This window comes from Uliginosibacterium paludis, from assembly GCF_039631355.1.
Taxonomy (GTDB): domain Bacteria; phylum Pseudomonadota; class Gammaproteobacteria; order Burkholderiales; family Rhodocyclaceae; genus Uliginosibacterium; species Uliginosibacterium paludis.
Genome location: NZ_JBDIVF010000002.1, coordinates 633,132 through 647,379 on the forward strand (window position 1 = coordinate 633,132; position 14,248 = coordinate 647,379).

General features: G+C 66.6%; 13 protein-coding genes. 12 read left to right on the plus strand and 1 reads right to left on the minus strand.

Features of this window, described 5'->3' with window-relative positions:
- Positions 1-50 precede the first annotated feature (50 nt).
- The 6 genes from ABDB87_RS08040 to ABDB87_RS08065 all read left to right on the plus strand — a co-directional run bounded on the left by ABDB87_RS08040 (position 51) and on the right by ABDB87_RS08065 (position 5,248).
- Positions 51-1,091, plus strand: a complete 1,041-nt coding sequence (locus ABDB87_RS08040) for an ABC transporter permease (RefSeq protein ID WP_345925762.1) — start codon at positions 51-53, stop codon at positions 1,089-1,091.
- Between the two features lies 1 nt (position 1,092).
- On the plus strand, positions 1,093-2,001 hold the full coding sequence (gene nikC, locus ABDB87_RS08045) for a nickel transporter permease (RefSeq protein ID WP_345925764.1): 909 nt from the start codon (positions 1,093-1,095) through the stop codon (positions 1,999-2,001).
- A 10-nt stretch (positions 2,002-2,011) separates the two neighbouring features.
- Complete coding sequence (locus tag ABDB87_RS08050) at positions 2,012-2,860, plus strand: ABC transporter ATP-binding protein (RefSeq protein ID WP_345925765.1); 849 nt, start codon at positions 2,012-2,014, stop codon at positions 2,858-2,860.
- Between the two features lie 11 nt (positions 2,861-2,871).
- Positions 2,872-3,651, plus strand: coding sequence for an ABC transporter ATP-binding protein (locus ABDB87_RS08055; RefSeq protein WP_345925766.1), 780 nt, complete (start codon positions 2,872-2,874; stop codon positions 3,649-3,651).
- A 19-nt stretch (positions 3,652-3,670) separates the two neighbouring features.
- The gene (locus ABDB87_RS08060) at positions 3,671-4,471 is read left to right on the plus strand and encodes an aldolase/citrate lyase family protein (RefSeq protein WP_345925767.1); all 801 of its coding nucleotides are present in this window, start codon (positions 3,671-3,673) and stop codon (positions 4,469-4,471) included.
- Positions 4,472-4,603: 132 nt separating this feature from the next.
- The gene (locus ABDB87_RS08065) at positions 4,604-5,248 is read left to right on the plus strand and encodes a glycine zipper 2TM domain-containing protein (RefSeq protein WP_345925768.1); all 645 of its coding nucleotides are present in this window, start codon (positions 4,604-4,606) and stop codon (positions 5,246-5,248) included.
- A gap of 67 nt (positions 5,249-5,315) precedes the next feature.
- Here ABDB87_RS08065 and ABDB87_RS08070 read toward each other — a convergent pair whose 3' ends face one another.
- Positions 5,316-6,392: a LacI family DNA-binding transcriptional regulator gene (locus tag ABDB87_RS08070; RefSeq protein ID WP_345925770.1), complete on the minus strand. Its 1,077-nt coding sequence runs from the start codon at positions 6,390-6,392 to the stop codon at positions 5,316-5,318.
- Positions 6,393-6,693: 301 nt separating this feature from the next.
- Between ABDB87_RS08070 and ABDB87_RS08075 the strand changes: the two genes are divergently transcribed.
- The 6 genes from ABDB87_RS08075 to creC all read left to right on the plus strand — a co-directional run bounded on the left by ABDB87_RS08075 (position 6,694) and on the right by creC (position 14,163).
- Positions 6,694-7,947: an MFS transporter gene (locus ABDB87_RS08075; RefSeq protein WP_345925772.1), complete on the plus strand. Its 1,254-nt coding sequence runs from the start codon at positions 6,694-6,696 to the stop codon at positions 7,945-7,947.
- Between the two features lie 71 nt (positions 7,948-8,018).
- Entirely contained in the window at positions 8,019-10,421 is a 2,403-nt protein-coding gene (locus tag ABDB87_RS08080) for a glycoside hydrolase family 31 protein (protein WP_345925774.1), read from the plus strand.
- 223 nt (positions 10,422-10,644) lie between these two features.
- Complete coding sequence (locus ABDB87_RS08085) at positions 10,645-11,139, plus strand: GNAT family N-acetyltransferase (protein ID WP_345925776.1); 495 nt, start codon at positions 10,645-10,647, stop codon at positions 11,137-11,139.
- A gap of 55 nt (positions 11,140-11,194) precedes the next feature.
- Positions 11,195-11,911 (plus strand): DNA alkylation repair protein, encoded by a 717-nt coding sequence (locus ABDB87_RS08090; protein WP_345925778.1) that lies wholly within the window; start codon positions 11,195-11,197, stop codon positions 11,909-11,911.
- 42 nt (positions 11,912-11,953) lie between these two features.
- Complete coding sequence (gene creB, locus ABDB87_RS08095) at positions 11,954-12,634, plus strand: two-component system response regulator CreB (protein ID WP_345925780.1); 681 nt, start codon at positions 11,954-11,956, stop codon at positions 12,632-12,634.
- Entirely contained in the window at positions 12,631-14,163 is a 1,533-nt protein-coding gene (creC, locus tag ABDB87_RS08100) for a two-component system sensor histidine kinase CreC (protein ID WP_345925782.1), read from the plus strand. Before creB ends, creC begins: the two co-directional genes overlap by 4 nt.
- Positions 14,164-14,248: the final 85 nt, after the last annotated feature.

A 14,248-nucleotide genomic window follows, 5' to 3' on the forward strand; every position in this document is an offset into this window, starting at 1 on the left:
CTGATGCCCGGCCGCCCGTGCTGCGGGCGGCCTGTTCCGCGGAGTCCCTGATGACCACACTTGCCTTGCCCGCCTTCAGCAGCCGCAGGATGGGCGGCCTCGGCCGCCGTCTGGCGATCGTAGCCGTGACCCTGCTCGGTCTGCTGGCGATGACCTTCTTCATCGGTCGCGTGATGCCGCTCGACCCGGTGCTCTCCATCGTCGGCTCGGACGCCGACCATTCCACCTACGAACAGGTCTACAAGCAGCTCGGGCTGGACCAGCCGCTGTATGTGCAGTTCGGCTACTACCTGCGCGACCTGCTGCATGGCGATCTGGGCCGCTCGCTGATGTCCGGCAACCCGGTCACCACCGACATCCTGCGCGTGTTCCCGGCGACCATCGAACTCGCCACGCTGGCGATCCTGTTCGGAACCTGCGTGGGCGTGCCGCTGGGCGTGTTCGCCGCCACCCACAAGGGTCGCCTCGGCGACCAGGTGGTGCGCGTGATCAGTCTCTGCGGCTACTCGGTGCCGGTGTTCTGGTTCGGCATGATGGGCCTCATCATCTTCTACGCCTGGCTCGGCTGGGCGGGTGGCGCGGGCCGCGTGGATCTTGCCTATGACGGCCTCGTGCAGAGCCGCACCGGCCTGCTGCTGATCGACTCGGCCCTGGCCGGCGAATGGGAAGTCTTCCGCAACGCGCTCAAGTACATCACGCTGCCGGCCTGCATCCTCGGCCTGCATTCGATGGCCTACATCGCGCGGATGACACGGTCATTCATGCTCAACCAGCTCAATCAGGAATACATCATCACCGCGCGGGTCAAGGGTCTCTCCGAGCGCGAGGTGATCTGGAACCATGCCTTCCGCAACATCCTCGTCCAGCTGCTCACCATCGTGGCCCTGGCCTACGGTTCGCTGCTCGAAGGCGCGGTGCTGATCGAAACCGTGTTCGCCTGGCCCGGCTTCGGCAGCTATCTCACCAGCAGCCTGCTGCTGGGCGACATGAACGCCGTGATGGGCTGCGTGCTGCTGATCGGCATCATTTTCGTAACGCTCAACCTGGTGGCCGATGCGCTCTACCAGGTCTTCGATCCCAGGACGCGCTGAGATGACCGCCACCATGACCATCACTGCTCCCAAGCCTGCCAACGGCAGCCCGCAATCCTCCGCCCAGGCCCTGCGCCAGAATCTGGCCCGCAGCCTGAAGAAGCTGCTGCGCAACCCGCTCTCGGTGGCCGGCCTGCTGGTGATTCTCGGCCTCCTGCTGGTGGCGGCCTTCGCGCCCTGGGTGGCCACCCACAACCCGCTCGCGCAGGACCTCGCCAACACGCTCAAGGCGCCCAGCGCAGAGCACTGGTTCGGCACCGACGAATATGGCCGTGACATATTCAGCCGGCTGGTCTACGGCTCCCGCGTCACGCTCTACATCATCTCGCTGGTCACCGTGATCGTCGGGCCGGTCGGGCTGGCGGTCGGGGTGGTGTCGGGTTACTTCGGCGGCTGGATCGACACGGTGTTCATGCGCATCACCGACATCTTCGTATCCTTCCCCGGTCTGGTGCTGGCGCTGGCTTTCGTGGCTGCGCTGGGCCCGGGGCTGGACCATGCGGTGATCGCCATTGCGCTGACCTCCTGGCCGCCGATCGCGCGCCTGGCCCGTGCCGAAACGCTCTCCCTGCGTCGTGCGGACTACATCGTCGCGGTGCAGCTGCAGGGCGCGTCCAGCCTGCGCATCCTGCTGCGCCATGTCACGCCGATGTGTCTGTCATCGGTGGTGGTGCGCCTCACCATGAACATGGCCGGCATCATCCTCACCGCCGCCGGTCTGGGCTTCCTCGGCCTCGGCGCACAACCGCCGGTGCCGGAGTGGGGCGCGATGATCTCCGCCGGCCGCCGCTACATGCTCGAATGCTGGTGGCTGGTCGCCATGCCCGGCATGGCCATCATGATGGTGAGCCTGGCCTTCAACCTTTTCGGCGACGGCATGCGTGACGTGCTCGATCCGCGCAGCGAATGAGGAACATGCGATGAATACCTCCCACGCACCGATGCTCGATGTTCAGGATCTGCGCATCGCCTTCCGCACCGGCGAAGGTCTGGTGGAGGCCGTCCGCGGTGTCTCCTTCCAGCTGGGCCGCGAGAAGCTCGCCATCGTCGGCGAATCCGGCTCGGGCAAGTCCACGGTCGGCCGCAGCCTGCTGCGCCTGCATCCCCGCAGCGCGCTCATCAGCGCCACGAAAATGCGTTTCGGCGAGCTCGATCTGCTCGCCTGCTCCGAGCGCGAGATGCAGACCGTGCGCGGCCGCCGCATGTCGATGATCATGCAGGATCCGAAATACTCGCTGAACCCGGTGATGCGTGTGGGCGACCAGATCGCCGAGGCTTACCTGACGCACCATCGTGTGCCGAAGAAGGAGGCGCTCGACAAGGCGCTCGCGATGCTCGAAACCGTGCGCATCCGCGATCCGCAGCGAGTGATGCGCATGTATCCGCACGAGGTGTCCGGCGGCATGGGCCAGCGCATCATGATCGCGATGATGCTGATCACCGATCCCGAAGTGGTGATCGCCGACGAGCCGACCTCGGCGCTCGACGTGTCGGTCCGCCTGCAGGTGCTCGCCACGCTTGACGATCTGGTGAGCCAGCGCGGGCTCGGGCTGATCTTCATCAGCCACGACCTGAATCTGGTGCGCCACTTCTGCGACCGCGTGCTGGTGATGTATGCCGGGCGGGTGGTCGAATCGATTGCGGCCTGCGATCTGGAGCAGGCCCAGCATCCCTATACCCGCGGCCTGCTGGCCGCCCTGCCCAGCGTGGACGAGCGCCGCGAGCGCCTGCCGGTGCTGCAGCGTGACCCGGCCTGGCTCGCCGCCTGAGGAGAATGAGCATGGCAATGATCGAAGTCGAAGGGCTCAACCTGAGTTTCGGCGAAGGCGCCGAGGCCACTCAGGTGCTGCATGACGTGTGCTTCCAGGTCGGTGATGGCGAAGCCTTCGGGCTGGTCGGCGAATCCGGCTCCGGCAAGACCACCGTGCTGCGCTGCCTCGCCGGGCAGTACAACCACTGGCGCGGCCGCCTGTCGATTCACGGCGAGGGGCTGGGCCGCAAGCTGGACCACGCCCGCTGCCGCAAGGTGCAGATGGTCTTTCAGGATCCCTATGGTTCGCTGCATCCGCGCCATACGGTGGAAACCGCGCTGGCCGAGCCGCTGGCGATTCACGGCATGGACCGCCGCAGCGAGCGCATCGACAGCATCCTCGGCAAGGTCGGCCTGCCGGCGAATTTCCGCTACCGCTATCCGCACCAGCTCTCCGGTGGCCAGCGCCAGCGCGTGGCGATTGCGCGCGCCCTGATCCTCGAGCCGCGCATCCTGCTGCTCGACGAACCCACCTCCGCGCTGGACGTATCCGTGCAGGCGGAGATCCTGAACCTGCTGGCCGACCTGCGCGTGCGCGACGGCCTCACCTATCTGCTGGTGACGCATGACCTCGGCGTGGTGGCACATCTGTGCGACCGGGTGGCGGTGATGCAGCAGGGCCGCATCGTCGATCTGCTCGAAACCAGCGCCATCGTCGGCAGCCAGCCCGCACACCCCTATACCCGCATGCTGGTCGAAGCCAGCCGCCACTACAGCCGCGACATGGCCAACCCGCCTGTCGCCGCCTGATTCCTCACCGGGAGCCGCAATGGAACGCATCCGTAACCGATTCAAGCAGGGCCTTGTCGCCGGTGAGCTGCAGATCGGCCTGTGGTCGCACCTGTCGAACCATGTCAGCACCGAAGTCATCGGCGGGGCCGGCTTCGACTGGATCGTGCTCGACGCCGAACATTCACCCAACGAAACCTTCCTGCTTCACCAGCAGCTGCAGGCCCTGGTCGAAGGCGGCGCCAGCCCGGTGGTGCGGGTGGCGTGGAATGACAAGGTCCTCATCAAGCGCGTGCTCGACATCGGCGCCCAGACCCTGCTGGTGCCCTATGTGCAGAACGCGGCCGAGGCCGCCGATGCGGTGGCCGCCACGCGCTACCCGGCGCAGGGCGGCGTGCGCGGCTTCACCGGGCTCTCGCGGGCCTCGCGCTTCGGCCGCATCGCCGGCTATCACGAGCAGGCGCATGAAGACCTCTGCGTGATCGTGCAGGTCGAAACGCCCGAGGCGCTGGCGCAGATCGAGGCCATCGCCGCAGTCGAGGGCATCGACGGCATCTTCATCGGGCCGGGCGATCTCTCCGCCGCGATGGGCCACATCGGTCAGCCGGGGCATCCGGAGGTCCAGGCCGCGATTCATGACGCGATCCGGCGCATCCGGGTGGCCGGCAAGCCGGCCGGCATCCTCACCGGCGACGAAGCGCAGGCACGCCAGTACATCGAATGGGGTTGCGTGTTCACCGCGGTGGGGGCAGACATCGCCCTGCTGGCGCGTGCCAGCGAGCAGCTGGCCGGGCGTTTCCAGGCCTTCAAGGCCGCGCGCACCGCCGGTGTGCCGGCCTGAGGCCGTTGCCGGGGCAGGGCTGTTACAAGCGGATACAACTCTTAGTACCGGGATACATCCTGGCGTGATCGCTTTACAGGTCGCGCGCGCATCATTCATGCATGGCAGAAAGCCTTTTGAAAGGAGCCAGACATGAACAGGAAAATGCTCGCGCTCGTGGCGCTGGTCGCGATGCCCGCCCTTGCCCAGGCCACCGAATATGGCCGCGTGATCTCCAGCACGCCGGTCACCCGTGAAGTCACCACCCCGCAGCGTGTCTGCCGCAACGAGGAAGTGGTCGTCGAGAAGCCGCATGACGCCACCGGCTCGGTGCTGGGTGCTGTCGCCGGCGGCATTCTCGGCAGCACCATGGGGCGCGGATCCGGCAAGGCCGCTGCAACGGCCGCCGGCGTGATCGTGGGCGCCGTGGCCGGCGACAAGGTTGCCAACGCCGACGACACCGCCACCACCCGCACCGTGCAGCGCTGCGGCACCCGCCAGGTGCGCAGCCAGCAGGTCGTGGGTTACGACGTGGAATACGAATACGCCGGCAAGACCTACCGCACCCGCATGTCCAGCGACCCGGGCGAGCGCATCGCGATCCAGGTGGCGCCCGCCGGCGGCGTGGTCAGCAGCGATGTGCAGGCCGATGACGACGTGATCTATGACGACCCGGTCACCGTGGTGCGCGAGCGCCCGGTCTACGTCACCCCCTCGCCCGCCGTATCGGTGGACCTCGGCTGGGGCTACTGGGGCGGCCCGCGCCACCACGGCCCCGGCCCGGGCCCGCGCTGGTAAGCACTGCAAGCCTGCTTCGGATGAGCCCGGCCCTGCGCAAGCAGGCCGGGCTTTTTTGCGTCGGCGGCTATTCGTAGAGCTTGCCCGGTGCGGCGTCGCCCACAGTCTGGCCGCGATGCTTGCCCATGCGCCGCACCGAGGCACCGGTGGCGAGGCGGCCGCCGATCAGATGGGTGCGGGCCGGGCGATCGGGGCGGGTGAGGCGGTTCTGCAGCAGGGCGAGAGCTTCGCCACCGAGCTCTTCGCGGGCCACGTGAACGGAGGTCAGCTCGACTTCGCCGACGGTGGCGAGATTGAAGCCATCGATACTCATCACCGACACGTCACGCGGCACTGACAGGCCATGCGCCTGCAGGGCGCGGATCACGCCCGAGGCCATGAAGTCACCACCGGCGAGGATGGCGGTGGGCATCTGCTCGGGCGTGCAACGGTCGAGAAAACTGTTCATCGCGGCCTCCGCCTCGCTGCCGCTGAAGCCCGAGGTGGTGATCAGGGCATGCGTTTCATCGAAGGGGATGTTCTGGTCGAGCAGGGCGTCGCGGATGCCGTCGAGCCGCCACTCCAGCGTGAAGCGGCGCAGCGAGGTGATGACCAGGATGCGCCGGTGCCCGTGTTGCAGCAGGTGTCGGGCGGCGAAATCACCGACCTGGCGGTGGTCGGGCATGACCGCGTCAAGCCGCATCAGCCGGTCCCGGCTGTTGACCAGCACCACCGGTTTGCCGAGATCGGCGGCGATCTCGTGGATGGCCGGATCATCGATGCCGATGATGACGGCTGCATCGTTGGCCGGATCCGACATCAGCCGCAGGAAGAGTGGCGCGTCGCTGTGGCTCTCATCCAGCGCGCAGACCGACATGTGGATGTCGAAGGGCGCGACGGCTTCGCGCAGGCCCTGAACGATACGGTAGTAGAAGACATCCGCCCGCTGATCGAAGGCGCGGGCCGGCGCAAAAACCGTCAGTCGGTTGAACAGCAGATTGGCTTTCGCCACCGACTCCAGCACGCCCTCTGCACGTGCGCAATCGAGCACCAGCGTGCGTGCGCGGGCACTGGTGTTGAGCTTGCCGGCGAGTACGCGTGACACGGTGCTGACCGATAGTCCGGTGCGTCTTGCGATTTCGCCGATCTTCAGTTTGCCCGCCATGCTGACTCCTTCTTGCTCGCCATGCAAAAATTTGCATAGATATTTTGTCTAGATGAATAAGATACTTATATCTCAGACGAGCTTTCCGGGCCAAGCTGGATGCTTGTTTTTTGCACCGAATCTCCTTGTTTGCACGAATTCCGCTGAATAACCTGACTCTGCGCCGGGACATGCCGAACAGCCGCTCGAACGAAGCGGAGGGCATCCCGGCCCGGTGCCGGAGCAGGGTGCCGGCGCGTGTCGGAACCCGATCCGGCGCCCGGACCCGCCCAGGCGGACAAAACTTTAGGAGGAGTCAAACATGAAGCGTATCCACGCCTTGCGCTGGTGGATCATTGGACTGATCTGCCTGGGCACGATCATCAACTATCTTGCGCGGAACTCGCTGGGCGTACTTGCACCCCAGCTTCAGCAGGAAATGAATTTCACGACCCAGGAATATTCCTATGTCGTGGCCGCTTTCCAGCTTGCCTACACCCTGATGCAGCCGGTCTGCGGCTATCTGCTCGACTTCCTCGGCCTGAAGGTCGGCTTCGCCGTCTTTGCCGTGCTGTGGTCGATTTCATGCATGCTGCATGCAAGTGCCACCACCTGGGGCGGGCTCGCCTTCTTCCGCGGGCTGCTGGGCATCAACGAAGCCGCCGCGATTCCGGCCGGCATCAAGGCGGTGGGCGAATGGTTCCCGGCGAAGGAGCGGTCGGTCGCCATCGGCTGGTTCAACGCCGGCACTTCGCTCGGCGCCATGCTTGCGCCACCCCTGGTCATTTTCGTGGCCACCCAGCACAGCACCGGCATGGCTTTCATCGTGACTGGCGCGCTGGGTCTGGTCTTCGCCGCGCTCTGGTTCTTCTGCTACCGCTCGCCGAAAGATCATCCCCTGCTCACCGAGCAGGAGCGTGACTACATCCTCTCCGGCCAGGTGAAGAAGGTCTCCACCGAGAAACCCGCGCTGAAGAAGATCATCGCCTCGAAGGCTTTCTGGGGCATCGCCCTGCCGCGCTTCCTCGCCGAGCCGGCCTGGCAGACCTTCAGCTTCTGGATTCCGCTCTACCTCGCCACCGAGCGCGGCATGGACATCAAGCAGATCGCGATGTTCGCCTGGCTGCCCTTCCTCGCGGCCGACCTGGGCGGCGTGCTGGGCGGTTACCTGTCGCCCTTCCTGATGAAGCACTTCCGCTTCAGTCTGGTGAATTCCCGCATCGCCGGCGTGTGGATCGGTGCGCTCTGCATGATCGGCCCGGGCTGTATCGGTCTGGCAGCCAGCCCCTACACCGCGATCGCGCTGTTCGCACTCGGCGGCTTTGCCCACCAGATGATTTCGGCGCTGCTCAATACGCTCTCGACCGATGTGTTCGAACCGCATGAGCTGGCCACCGCCAACGGCATGACCGGCATGGTCTCCTGGATCGGCGGGCTCTCCTTCTCCCTGATCGTGGGCGCTCTGGCCTCGAAGATCGGCTACAACCCGCTCTTCGTATGCCTGACGATCTTCGACATCGTCGGCGCCATCATCGTGGTTTCGCTGCTGCGCAACCGCACCCCGGCCAACGCCTGACAAACAGGCCGGGCGCGCCCTGCAAGACGCCCCGGCCTTTCACCCCCTCAATTCCTGCAGGACATCCGATCATGAGTTCAATGCTGAAACCCCCCGTCTTCCGTCTGAGCAAATCACTGCCCGGCCATCTGGTGCTGGAGAGTGATGCCGGCCAGCGCGCCCACGTCTTCGTGCTCGAGGAAGACATCCTGCGCATGGTGGTGCTGCCCGAGGGCAAGCTGAAGGCAGCGCGCACCTGGGCCATCGCCCCGGGGGCCGATGACGTGCCGGCCGAGGGCCGCGACCGCTTCGACCTCTCCGGCTTCACGCTGCCGCGCGCCGATGTGAGCGAGCATGACGGTGTCCTGACGGTGCAGACGACCCGGATCCGCCTCGCCATCCGGCTGGACGGTCTGGCCTGCCGCTGGGACTGCCTGATCGATGGCAGCTGGGTGCCTGCCGCCAGCGACCGCTACACCCAGGCCTACAACTTCGGCTGGTGGGACGAGAAGGTCTATCACTACCTGCAGCGCAATCCCGACGAGATGTATTTCGGCCTCGGCGAGCGTGCCGGTGAGGCAAACCGCCTCGGTCAGAACTACCGCATGTGCAATCTCGATCCGATGGGTTACAGCGCGCGCAGCACCGATCCGCTCTACAAGCACATTCCCTTCTACATCACTTGGCGCCGCCAGGCCGGCCACGCCTTCGGCCTCTTCTACGACACCCTGTCGGACTGCAGTTTCGACATGGGGCGCGAGCTGGACAACTATCACGGCCACTACCGCTACTTCCGCGCCGATCATGGGGATCTGGACCTCTATTTCATCGCCGGCCCGCTGCCGGCAGACGTGACCCGCCGCTTCACCTGGCTGACCGGCCGGCCGGCTTTCCTGCCGAAATGGAGCCTCGGCTACTCCGGCTCCACCATGACCTATACCGATGCGCCGGATGCCCAGCAGCGCATGAACGAGTTCCTCGATGGCTGTCGCGAGAACGACATCCTCTGCGACTCCTTCCATCTCTCTTCGGGCTACACCTCGATCGGCGACAAGCGCTACGTGTTCAACTGGAACCGCGACAAGTTCCCGGATCCGGCCGCATTCGTCCGTCATTATCTCGAACATGGTGTGCGCCTCTGCGCCAACATCAAGCCGGCCCTGCTGCGCGATCACCCGCGTTTTGCCGAGGCCGCCGCTGCAGGCCTGCTGGTGCAGGAACCGGACGGCAGCCCGCTGGCCGTGCAGTTCTGGGACGAAACCGGCGCCTACCTCGACTTCACCAATCCGGCCACCATCGACTGGTGGAAGTCACGCGTGAAGGATGCGCTGCTCGACTACGGCGTGGCCTCCACCTGGAATGACAACAACGAATTCGAGATCTGGAGCGACAAGGCCCGCGTTCATGGTTTCGGCCAGCCCTTTGCCGCCCGCGAGGCGCGTCCGCTGCACACCATGCTGATGATCCGCAGCTCGAAAGAAGCGCAGATCGAGGCGAACCCCGCCGAGCGTCCCTACCTTGTTTCGCGCTCCGGCGCGACCGGCATGCAGCGCTATGTGCAGACCTGGTCCGGCGACAACTACACGAGCTGGGAAACCCTGCGCTACAACGTGAAAATGGCGATGGGTCTCGCACTCTCGGGCGTCTCCAACACCGGTCATGACATCGGCGGTTTCTCGGGCCCGGCGCCCGAGCCGGAACTCTTCCTGCGCTGGATACAGCACGGCATCTTCCTGCCGCGTTTCTCGATCCACTCCTGGAATGACGACCGCAGCGTGAACGAGCCCTGGATGTATCCGGAGCACACTGCCGTGGTGCGCGATCTCATCCGCCTGCGCTATCGCCTGATGCCCTATCTGTATGACCTGATGTGGCGCTCGCACTCGGGTTACGAACCGATGATCCGCCCGACGCTGCACGACTTCCCGCACGACCCGCGCTGCTTCGAGGAAAACGACGACATGCTGCTGGGCCGCAATCTGCTGGTGGCGTCGGTGGTCGATGCCGGTCGCACCGATCGGCGCGTGCGCCTGCCGGCGGGCGCTGCCTGGTATGACTTCTGGACCGGTCAGCGGCATGCCGGGGGTCAGGAAATCGTGCTGCCCGCCACCGACATGCGCTGCCCGCCGCTGCTCGCCCGTGAAGCCAGTGTCATTCCGCTGAACCTTGCCGAGCAACACTTTGCCGCCCCGGCTGACAGGCGCGGTTTCGCCATCTTCCCGCTGGCCGAGAGCGGCGAATTCAGCGACGAGATCTTCGAGGACGACGGCCACAGCAGCGAGGGTCGCCGCGGCAGCTGGCAGATCCGCGTCACCAGTGCCGAGGAAGGCCTCGGCATCGCCATCGGGCGTTGCGGCAGCTGGCCCGGCATGGGGCTGGAGATCGACGTGCTTCTGCCGGCCGGCGAGAAGCGCGCCATCCGCCTCAGCGGCGCCACGCTGATCAGCGACAAGGCGGTCGCCGGCTCGCGCCGCCTGGCCTTGCGCCTCGCCTGAGCAAACACTTGCCTCCCCGTCCGGTAGTGGCCTGACGAAGGGGCCCTGCCGGGTGCCTTTCCGCGTACCGTTCAGCCGGCTTCCGGCTGCTCGGTCGCGGATCTTTTTTCCGGATGCCGATTCCGCTCTGTTCCGGCGCTGATGCCGACGGTATATTGAGGCCGGACGAAATGCCGCAGCCCGTCCGGCTGCCGGCAGACTTTGCCAGCAGCCGGAATTCCTCTTGAACGCTTCCTTCTCGCTTTTCGAACTGGACATGGGGCAGCTCACCCGCCTCGCCCGCGCAGAGGTGCCGCTCGAACTCGAGGCCGATGCCCTGCCGGAATCCATGCCGCCTGCATTCATCGCACGGCTTTCGCTGCGTCTTGCGGAGCAGGGCGTGCCGGCGCCCTGGTGCTGTACCTTCCTGATCCGCCGCACGCGGGATGGTCGTTTCGTGGGCGCCTGCGGATTCAAGGCGGCGCTGGAGGAGGGCCGTGTCGAAGTCGGTTACGGTGTGGCCCCCGAAGCGCGCGGCGAAGGCGCGGCAACGGCTGCACTGCGGGCGCTGATACAAAAGGCCTTCGAGGCGGGGGCGCAGGCCGTGCTGGCTGAAGTCGAGCCTCATAATCATGCGTCGCTCGCGGTGGTGCGCAAGGCCGGGCTAAGGTGGGCGGGCTGCCGCGTGGATGAGTCCGGCGACGAGGTCGAGCAGTGGCTGCGGCGCAGCGCGGACTGACGCGCCGCCCCGGCCGCCGTTTGCCACACCATGACTGCCATGGACCGGACAAGACATGCCTTTGACATCTTCTGACGCCACCCCGGCAACGCTTCCGCCCGCCGACTTCGCCGCCCGCCTGCGCGAGGCGCTCTCCGCCCTGGCCGATCCGCAGCGTGCGCCGGCCATGGCCGCCTACATGAAAGGTCACTTTGCCTTCTTCGGCGTGCCGATGCCGGCGCGCCGTGCTGCGGTCAAGCCGCTGGTAGTGGCGCTGGGCCGCAGGCCGGATCCGGACTGGCTGCTCGCCGTGGCCGAAGCGTTGTGGGCCTGTGAGGAGCGCGAATGCCAGTATGTGGCGGCCGATCTGCTGGTGAAGTTCGCCAGGCTGCTGGAAGCGCGGCATGAGCCGCGACTCGCGCGCCTGGTGCAGACCCGCGCCTGGTGGGATACGGTCGACCCGCTGGCATCCCGTGTGTATGGCACGCTCGTTCGCAGCGCCCCCGCACTGTGCGAGCGCCTCGATGCCTACGCCAGTCACCCCGACCTGTGGCTGCGGCGCGTCGCGATCCTGCATCAGCTCAGCTGTGCTGACGATACCGACCGCGCACGGCTCGACGCGATCCTCACCGCCAATCTCGCGCACACCGATTTCTTCATCCGCAAGGCCATGGGCTGGGCCCTGCGCGAGTTTGCCTACACCGATCCCGACTGGGTCCGCGCCTGGCTGGGCGCCCACGCTGATGAAGTCTCCGGCCTCACCCGGCGCGAAGCGCTCAAGCGCATCGGCTGAGCCGCCTTGCCGGCCGGCCTCGCACTGCCGGAGAATGTCGTCATGAATCCCGTGATCCTTCTCGTCGAAGACGAACCGGCGATTGCCGACACGCTGGCCTGGACGCTGAAAAGCGAGGGCTTCGAGCCCTGCCATGTCGCCACCGGCGGCGAGGCGCTGGCGCGGCTGGCGCAGGGCGGCATCGCGGTGGCGGTGCTGGATGTGGGCCTGCCGGATCTCTCCGGCTTCGAACTGTGCCGCCGCATCCGTGCGCAGGACGCCGCGCTGCCGGTGATGTTTCTGACTGCGCGCTCCGACGAGATCGATCGCGTGCTCGGCTTCGAGATCGGCGCCGATGATTACGTGGCCAAGCCCTTCAGCCCGCGCGAGGTGGTGGCCCGTTTGCGCGTGATGCTGCGCCGCGCCGGCGCACTGCCCGCCGCGTCGCGGCCTGTGCCGGGCCTGCAGCTGGATGAAGCCGGCGCACGCGTGCTGCATGAGGGCCATCCGCTGCCGCTGACGCGTTACGAATACCTGCTGCTGCGCCACCTGCTCAAGCAGCCCGGCCGCGTCTTCTCGCGTGACCAGTTGCTCGATGCGGTGTGGGGCACTGGCAGCGAGAGCACAGACCGCACCGTCGACACCCACATCAAGACCCTGCGCGCCAAGCTGCGCGCGGTGGCGCCCGAGCTGGACCCCATCCTCACCCATCGCGGCATGGGCTACTCGCTGGCGGTGGCATGAACCTGCCCCTGCGCGTGCTGCTCGGCTACTTTCTGGTAGTGGGGCTCGCGGCTGTTTTCGTGCTGCGCATCTTCGTCGGCGAAGTGCAGCCCAGCGTGCGCGAAGCCATCGAGGAAACCATGGTCGACAGCGCCAACATCCTCGCCGTGATGGCGGCAGACGAGCTGAGTGCCGGCCGCATCGCCCAGGGCAGCTTCGCCGCCCGCATTGCCGAATACCGCGCCCGCGGTGTCGATGCGCCGATCTGGCACTTCCGCAAGAGCACGCTCGACTTCCGCGTGACCGTGACCGATGACAAAGGCATTGTCCGTTTCGATTCGGATGGCGTCGCCGTCGGCGCCGACCACTCGCGCTGGAACGACGTCTACCGCACCCTGCGCGGCGAATACGGCGCCCGCTCCACGCGCGACGATCCTGATGACGACGGCTCCTCGGTCTTCTATGTGGCCGCCCCCGTGCGCGAGGGCGATCGCATCATCGGCGTGCTCACCCTGGCCAAGCCGGTGCGCACCGTGCAGCCCATCATCACTCGCAGCGAGCAGACCATCCTCCGGCACGGCTTCTGGCTGATGGGTGGCGCCGCGCTGATCGGCGTGCTGGTCACCCTATGGCTCACCGGTTCGATCCGCCGCCTGCGCCACTATGCCCAGGCAGTGGCCGCCGGCGAATCCGCCACCCCGCCCACCGGTGGCGGTCAGGAACTCTCCGACCTTGCCCGCGCGATGGAAGCCATGCGTCAGAAGCTCGAAGGCAAGCAGTATGTCGAGCAGACCGTGCAGGCGCTCACCCACGAACTCAAGAGCCCGCTCGCCGCCCTGCGTGGCGCCGGTGAAATCCTCGCCGAGCCGGGCCTGCCCGACGCCCAGCGCCGGCAGTTCGCCGGTCATGTGCTGAGCCAGGGCGCACGCATGCAGGAATGTGTCGAGCGCATGCTCTCGCTCTCGCGCCTTGAAGCCGGACGCGGGCTGGGCGAGCTCGAAACGCTGGAGGCCGGCGAGTTGCTGGAGGATCTATGCCGGGTGCGTATGCCGCGTGCCGATGCCCAAGGCATCACGTTTGAAGTGAGTCGCCCGGATGCCGCCCTTCAACAAGCGCAGGATGAAGCGGGCAGTGCCCGGTGGAGTCCGGGGCCTGGTCGCACAGACGGAGAGCACTCCCGGATTCCAGCTGCTGGCCTTCATCCGGCCTACACATTGCGCGGCGACCGCGAGCGCCTGTTGCTGGCACTCGGCAACCTGCTCGACAACGCCCTCGATCACGCCCCCGCCGGCAGCCTGATCCTGCTCTCGGCAAGCACCGAAGCCGGCGCCTGCTGCTTCCGCATTCGCGATCAGGGCGCAGGCATTCCGGACTACGCCGTGCCGCATCTCTTCGAGCGCTTCTACGGCCTGCCGCGCCCCGACGGCAGCAAGGGCTCCGGCCTCGGCCTCGCCATCGCCCAGGAAGTCGCCCGCCTGCACGGCGGCAGCGTCACGCTGGCGAATCACCCCGAGGGCGGGGTGGAGGCGTGCTTGCGGGTGGCGGGATAAGTCGGTTTTTATGCCGAATGCGTCAATCGGCCAGGAGCGGACGGTCGGTAATCTGGCCTGGAGTCGGATATTCCTAGGGCGCCGA

Coding starts and splice junctions, on each gene's coding strand:
- ABDB87_RS08040 (WP_345925762.1), top strand. CDS start 51: ATGACCACACTTGCCTTGCCCGCCTTCAGCAGCCGCAGGATGGGCGGC.
- nikC (WP_345925764.1), top strand. CDS start 1,093: ATGACCGCCACCATGACCATCACTGCTCCCAAGCCTGCCAACGGCAGC.
- ABDB87_RS08050 (WP_345925765.1), top strand. CDS start 2,012: ATGAATACCTCCCACGCACCGATGCTCGATGTTCAGGATCTGCGCATC.
- ABDB87_RS08055 (WP_345925766.1), top strand. CDS start 2,872: ATGGCAATGATCGAAGTCGAAGGGCTCAACCTGAGTTTCGGCGAAGGC.
- ABDB87_RS08060 (WP_345925767.1), top strand. CDS start 3,671: ATGGAACGCATCCGTAACCGATTCAAGCAGGGCCTTGTCGCCGGTGAG.
- ABDB87_RS08065 (WP_345925768.1), top strand. CDS start 4,604: ATGAACAGGAAAATGCTCGCGCTCGTGGCGCTGGTCGCGATGCCCGCC.
- ABDB87_RS08070 (WP_345925770.1), bottom strand. CDS start 6,392: ATGGCGGGCAAACTGAAGATCGGCGAAATCGCAAGACGCACCGGACTA.
- ABDB87_RS08075 (WP_345925772.1), top strand. CDS start 6,694: ATGAAGCGTATCCACGCCTTGCGCTGGTGGATCATTGGACTGATCTGC.
- ABDB87_RS08080 (WP_345925774.1), top strand. CDS start 8,019: ATGAGTTCAATGCTGAAACCCCCCGTCTTCCGTCTGAGCAAATCACTG.
- ABDB87_RS08090 (WP_345925778.1), top strand. CDS start 11,195: ATGCCTTTGACATCTTCTGACGCCACCCCGGCAACGCTTCCGCCCGCC.
- creB (WP_345925780.1), top strand. CDS start 11,954: ATGAATCCCGTGATCCTTCTCGTCGAAGACGAACCGGCGATTGCCGAC.
- creC (WP_345925782.1), top strand. CDS start 12,631: ATGAACCTGCCCCTGCGCGTGCTGCTCGGCTACTTTCTGGTAGTGGGG.